This window comes from Pseudoalteromonas sp. (genome assembly GCF_041613455.1).
Classification (GTDB): domain Bacteria; phylum Pseudomonadota; class Gammaproteobacteria; order Enterobacterales; family Alteromonadaceae; genus Pseudoalteromonas.
Genome location: NZ_JBFJHD010000221.1, coordinates 1 through 4,878 on the forward strand (window position 1 = coordinate 1; position 4,878 = coordinate 4,878).

Here is a 4,878-nt window from a genome sequence, read left to right on the forward strand (position 1 = left end):
ATTGATTACAGAGCTTTCTAACACAGGCTAAATACTCTGGGTGATAAAAGTTCATGCCCCCTGCATTTTGTACAATCGGCTCTATAATAAACGCGGCAACATGCTGGTGGTGCGCTTTAAAATATGCTTCAAGTTCAGCGGCTTCAGCTTGATTAAACGCTTCATTAAACTGGCTTTGCGGTGCCGGTACAAAAATGTGCTCAGGTAAAAAGCCACTGTATAAACTGTGCATTGAGTTAACCGGATCGCATACGCTCATGGCAGCAAAGGTATCACCGTGGTAGCCCTTATAGGGGGTCATTAATTTTTGTTTATTGCTAATGCCTTGGCTTAACCAATATTGTAGCGCCATTTTAATCGCGACTTCGACACTGACCGAGCCGCTGTCGGCTAAAAATACCTTTTGTAAATTAGCAGGGGTGATCTCCACCAGCCGTTTGCATAGCTCAACCGCAGGTTTATGGGTAATGCCGCCAAACATAATGTGGCTCATAGTGTTGATTTGCGCAACCATGGCGTTATTCAATTGCGGATGGTTGTAACCATGAATAGCACTCCACCACGATGCCATCCCATCGATGAGTTGCTCGCCGCTTTCTAGGTGAATTATATTATGTTTGGCGTGAGTAACGGGGTAAACCGGGATTGGTTGTGTCATTGATGTATAAGGGTGCCAGACATGTAGACGATCAAAATCTAGGTCAATTGATTGCTTTTTAATCATATGTAAACTTATGCTAAGTGGGTTTCGTTGACAATGGTACTTCAAGACGTAGACTAAACCAACATCACCGTTACTAAAAAAATAAAGAGAAAAAGTTATGCACCAAGCACCTGTTCGTCACGACTGGACCCACAGCGAAGTTAAAGCGTTATTTGAAATGCCATTTAACGATTTATTATTTAAAGCCGCGTCGGTTCACCGTGCTAATTTTAATCCTAACGAAGTGCAAATATCTACCTTGTTATCTATTAAAACAGGCGCTTGCCCTGAAGATTGTAAATATTGCCCGCAGTCAGGTCATTATAAAACCGATTTAGAGCGCGAACGTTTACTTGAAGTTGAAAAAGTGGTTGAGCAAGCGCGTTTAGCCAAACAAAAAGGCGCCACGCGCTTTTGCATGGGGGCCGCTTGGTCAGATCCGAAAGATCGTGATATGCCGTATATCGCACAAATGGTAAAAGAGGTAAAACAACTCGGCCTTGAAACCTGTATGACCTTAGGCATGCTCGATAATCAAAAAGCCCACGCACTCAAAGACGCAGGGCTAGACTACTACAACCATAACCTAGACACTTCACCTGAATACTACGAGCAAATAATTTCTACCCGTACCTTTCAAGACCGCTTAGATACCATAGGTAATGTGCGTGATGCTGGCATGAAAGTGTGCTCGGGGGGGATTGTCGGCATGGGGGAGCAAGCCGCTGATCGTTATGGCTTACTTATGCAACTGGCTAATTTAGAGCAACAACCCGAAAGTGTACCGATCAATATGCTAGTGAAAGTTAAAGGCACGCCGCTGGAAAATGTTGATGATTTAGATCAGTTTGAGTTTATTCGTACCATTGCTACTGCGCGTATTATGATGCCCCACAGTTATGTACGTTTATCGGCGGGACGCACTGCCATGAACGAGCAAATGCAGGCAATGTGCTTCTTTGCTGGTGCAAACTCAATATTTTATGGCGATAAACTGCTTACCACCGAAAACCCAGAAGCCGATGCCGATATGCAATTAATTAAAAAGTTAGGTATGAACCCCGAAACGCGCCACGACTATTCAGATGAAGCCTATGAAGCATCGCTGTCATCAAAAGTGGCCGATCAAGCCAGCGCTGAATTGTTTTACGAAGCGTAAGCGACACGGCGCATTCGGTTATAATTGCATAGGTAGTTAATTGATATATGTCATTTGATTTTATAAATACTCATTTACACGCGCGTCAGCAGCAGGCATTGCTACGCACGCGCCATTGCGTAGAGCATGCCACAGCGCACGAGATCACGGTAGCGGGTAAATGTTACCTAAACTTTGCCAGTAACGATTACTTAGGCTTAGGTGAAACTAGTATTACCGCTAATCAATTAGCGCCGTTAGGCAGCCATAGTTCGGCATTGGTTACTGGGTATCATTGGCAGCAACAACAGTTAGAGCAAAGCTTATGTGAACAGTTAGGCTATCAAGCGGCGATGTTATTTAGCGCCGGCTTTAGTGCTAATAGCAGTGTGATAAAAGCATTGTTTCAAGATCAAAGTGTGGCGCAGCACAGTGCTATTTTTCAAGATAAGCTCAACCATGCCAGCCTAATAGACGGCGCGCTGCATGCAAACGCGGCATTAGTGCGCTTTAAGCATAACGATATGAACCATTTGCGCTCGCGGCTCGAAAAATCCAACGCCCAGCATAAGCTGATTATAAGCGAAGGGGTGTTTTCTATGGATGGCGATCAAGCCCCGCTGGCTGAGTTACTCAGCCTTGCTAAACAGCATAATGCGTGGCTGATGATAGATGATGCCCACGGCTTTGGCGTATTAGGTAACAGCGGTTTGGGCAGTTGTGAGGCACTTACGGCAGAGCAACGTCCCGATATTTTAGTGATCACTTTTGGTAAAGCGGTGGCAAGCAGTGGCGCCTGCGTGTTAGGTTCACAGGCGTTTATAGACTATATGCTGCAATTTAATCGCGATTATATCTATTCAACGGCGATGTCGCCGCTCATTGCGAGTTTAACGCTTGCGCGGATCAAAGCGATTCAGCACGCAGACGATAAACGCGCCAAACTCAATGCCAATATTGCCTTATTTAAACAACTTGCAAGCACGCATAACCTCGCGATAATGCCCTCGAATACGCCAATCCAACCCATAGTATTGGGCTGCGCCGAGCAAACCTTACACGTCAGTGAGCAACTTAAACAACAGGGTATTTGGCTTACAGCCATACGCCCGCCAACCGTGGCGCACAATACCGCGCGGTTACGTATTACTTTAACTACAGCGCATACCCCAAGTGATATCAATTACTTAGTAAGTAGCTTAGTGGGGGCGTTAAAATGACAGCCCAAGCTAAATTAACCACAAATTTAAACCTTGCTAACCCGATGCCGCTACTAGGGGTAATAACCAAAGCAGCTGTGAGCCGCCAAGGGGAGCCGCCACAGCAACCATCTAAACACAAGGCGCCAACCAATCAGCTGAAAAAGAGCGCGGCCAGTAAGTTTTCAAAAGCGGCCACAGTCTATAACCAGCATGCAAATGTGCAAAAACACGCCGCTGACGACTTAGTTAAGTTAATCGTGGCCAATAAAGCGATTAACGCCGCAGTTGCCAATCCGGTATGTGTTGACTTAGGGGCAGGGCCTTTAGTGAATACTCCTACCTTAACGCAATTATTTAGTAAGGTACTGGCCATCGACTTAAGCTTAACCATGTTACAAAGTAGCGCCTGCAATACACCGCGTATGTGCGCCGATATGGATAAGCTACCATTGCAAGCCAATAGTGTTGATGTGGTGTTTAGTAACTTTGCGGTGCAATGGTCGGCTGATTTAGCCGCGTTGTTCGCGTCGTTACACCAGGTACTAAAGCCAGGCGGGCAGGCTTATATTAGCTGTGTGGCTGAAGGCTCGCTTGCTGAAATAAAAACCGCTTTTAGTGCTCTTGATTCCCACAGCCATATTAATCGTTTTAATAGTGAACAACATATAAACCAATCGGTCAAAAAGGCGGGGTTTAGCATTAACAGCACCATTAAAAAGCGCTATGTGGATGAATTTGCAACCCCCCTTGCGGCTATTCGCTCAATTAAAGCGATTGGCGCTACTGCGCAAAATACCGCTAATACTCGCCGAGGGTTATTAACCAAACACGCCTTACAACGTGTATGCCATGCTTATCCGCTAAAAAACAATAGAGCACAGGTGTCGTATCACGTTATATTACTTGCATTAACTAAACGCCAATAAAGCGATACTTATTAATTATGAAAGAATTTTTTATTACCGGCACCGACACCGACGCCGGCAAAACGCACGTTACCAGTTTACTGCTTAAGCTACTGGCGCAGCATAAAAAAAACGCGATAGGGTTTAAACCATTAGCATCGGGTTGCGACATGGCGTTTGAGCAATTAGTGAATAGTGATGCGCTTACATTAATGGAAAGCGCCAGCGTAAGTGCCAAATACGATGTGGTTAATCCATTTGCCTTTGCACCGGCCATTGCGCCGCACATTGCCGCCGAGCAAGCAGGCGTAACGATTACTCTGGATAAACTAAACAGCGCGTATAACGTAGTAAAGCAACAAGGCGCCGACTATATACTTACAGAAGGCGCGGGGGGCTGGGCACTACCGATTAATAATGCAGACTATTTATACGACTGGGTTAAAGCGCAGCAGCTACCGGTAATATTGGTAGTAGGAATGAAATTAGGCTGTATAAATCATGCCTTACTCACAGCGGCACATATGCAAAGTTTGGGGGTAAATTGTGTGGGGTGGATTGCAAATCAAGTCGACCCGCACATGGACGAATACCAAGCCAACCTAGATTCGCTTAAAGCGCGCTTGCCGTATCCTATACTGGCGATTAGTCCTTATAGTGAGCAAACGCCTAAATTACAAATTTATAAAACGCTACTTGAAAATTTCGCGTTAAACACTTAAATAACGCTTGTTTTACGACATAGTTTGTCACAGAATAGTGCCGACGGTGTGACATACTGTGTCATAGCGTAATGATCACTTTCAGTAGATTTAATGCCAAACGGCCAGTCTCTTAGTGATCAATTCAATTTTTGTGAGGACAAGTATGAAACGTGTTTTTTTATTTTTATTAACTAACCTAGCAGTAATGCTGGTGTTAGGTGTGGTG

At 45.0% G+C, this 4,878-nt stretch carries 5 protein-coding genes; 4 read left to right on the top strand and 1 reads right to left on the bottom strand.

The genetic code is table 11. The features are described from left to right. A partial coding sequence (locus ABYB02_RS14620; protein WP_372763144.1) for an aminotransferase class III-fold pyridoxal phosphate-dependent enzyme occupies positions 1-724 on the bottom strand: 724 nt, incomplete at its 3' end. 97 nt (positions 725-821) lie between these two features. Here ABYB02_RS14620 and bioB point away from each other — a divergent pair. From bioB to bioD, 4 genes are read left to right on the top strand one after another with little or no spacing between them, the layout of a single operon-like run. Continuing rightward, positions 822-1,862, top strand: coding sequence for a biotin synthase BioB (gene bioB / locus ABYB02_RS14625; protein WP_372763145.1), 1,041 nt, complete (start codon positions 822-824; stop codon positions 1,860-1,862). 47 nt (positions 1,863-1,909) lie between these two features. Further along, complete coding sequence (locus ABYB02_RS14630; protein WP_372763146.1) at positions 1,910-3,061, top strand: aminotransferase class I/II-fold pyridoxal phosphate-dependent enzyme; 1,152 nt, start codon at positions 1,910-1,912, stop codon at positions 3,059-3,061. Then, positions 3,058-3,969 carry a methyltransferase domain-containing protein gene (locus ABYB02_RS14635; protein WP_372763147.1) on the top strand — a complete coding sequence of 304 codons (912 nt, stop codon included), beginning with the start codon at positions 3,058-3,060 and terminating at the stop codon, positions 3,967-3,969. Before ABYB02_RS14630 ends, ABYB02_RS14635 begins: the two co-directional genes overlap by 4 nt. 17 nt (positions 3,970-3,986) lie before the next feature. Beyond that, positions 3,987-4,670, top strand: coding sequence for a dethiobiotin synthase (gene bioD / locus ABYB02_RS14640; protein WP_372763148.1), 684 nt, complete (start codon positions 3,987-3,989; stop codon positions 4,668-4,670). The last annotated feature ends 208 nt before the right edge of the window (positions 4,671-4,878 follow it).

Excerpts from the sequence above, each read along its gene's own strand:
- bioB (WP_372763145.1), top strand. The coding sequence starts at position 822 with ATGCACCAAGCACCTGTTCGTCACGACTGGACCCACAGCGAAGTTAAA.
- ABYB02_RS14630 (WP_372763146.1), top strand. The coding sequence starts at position 1,910 with ATGTCATTTGATTTTATAAATACTCATTTACACGCGCGTCAGCAGCAG.
- ABYB02_RS14635 (WP_372763147.1), top strand. The coding sequence starts at position 3,058 with ATGACAGCCCAAGCTAAATTAACCACAAATTTAAACCTTGCTAACCCG.
- bioD (WP_372763148.1), top strand. The coding sequence starts at position 3,987 with ATGAAAGAATTTTTTATTACCGGCACCGACACCGACGCCGGCAAAACG.